The 1,248-nt window shown below is 54.6% G+C and carries 1 protein-coding gene; it reads right to left on the reverse strand.

What is annotated here, in order from left to right:
- Window positions 1–279 precede the first annotated feature (279 nt).
- Window positions 280–1,248: hypothetical protein (locus V6D20_06160; protein ID HEY9815369.1), on the reverse strand; the 969-nt coding region annotated here is incomplete at its 5' end.

Here is a 1,248-nt window from a genome sequence, read left to right on the forward strand (position 1 = left end):
TCCCTAGCATTCGGTTCTTAGCTTTCCCTAGCATTCGGTTCTTAGCTTTCCCTAGCATTCGGTTCTTAGCTTTCCCTAGCATTTGGCTCTTCCAATTAGCAAAGATTGCGAGTAGTAATATTGAGAGCGTACCCCATACCCAGCTATGCCCAGGGTCGCCGTAGCAATATCTGGGGTCGTCACGCTAACCGCAACCTAAGCAGCCCCTCCCCCTCTCGGGGCATGAAACCTCGGAAGACAACTGGCAGCAGTTTATGTATTCTCGTAGGGTATGCAACTCTAGTTGAGCGTGCGAACAAGATTGACGGTAGGCCGGGCCTCGCCGTTGAGCATGCCACCGACCTGGTAAAAGAGGCCATTGGCGCGGATGCAAGCAGCGAACGCTGTGTCCCAGGATGAATCTGTAGCTTCACCGGCCCAATTACTGCACGAAAACCAGGCATCGCGCTCCTGTTGGGTGCAAGTTCCGACATCGGCATCAGAGCAGCACATGCCAGGATTGGGAATGAGGCGGCCTTCTTGGTGCAGAGATTGTGGGAGGAGTAGTGTTGAGGTATCGGGCTTTCCCGGAAAGCGGTAGGCACCATCGATGCCGCCAATTTGATGGATAAGGCCGAAGGCCTGGAACATGCAATAGCCGTAGTTCTGTGCGGAGGGATCCTCAGACCATTGGAAGGTCGTCACAGAACCGCCCGGAGTTGGGTTGACGCAGTTCTGGCCACCAGTGCTTCCGGTCCAGTCCGCCATCGAAATGCACTCGGCTTGAGCGGCACGATAGCCACAGCCACCCCAGCGAGGATCACTGCAGCATTGCGTTGATGTGGTGCCAGGAACCTCACAGTTGGGGCAAGTCTGAGTTTCGCATTCAAACAGATTGTTCGGAGCGTATTGGGCAGGGTGAGTGCTTGTGCCAGTTTCATCGATCTCAGCCGCGAGCCAGCGATTGGTGATTCCCTTATTTCCTTGCAGCTCGTTGGCATAACCCGGTCCAAGGACGTGAATCGAATCGGTAAAGCCAACGCCTGGAAGGTCCTTGAAGACCAAACGCTCGCCCATCGCGAGATGGCGCGGCTTCATAACCGGACCAATGACGGTGTCGACTTGTGAGCTGGAGAAGGAGAAGCCACTAAGATCTACCCAACCGGGGGGATTGTCCAATGCTGTACAAATGCCCAGTTCTAGGCAATCCCGAGATGAGACGACGGCAGTGTTCTGAAATTCGCGAACTTTGGTATTAATATCGTCAGG

Source organism: Candidatus Obscuribacterales bacterium (assembly GCA_036703605.1).
Lineage (GTDB): Bacteria > Cyanobacteriota > Cyanobacteriia > RECH01 > RECH01 > RECH01.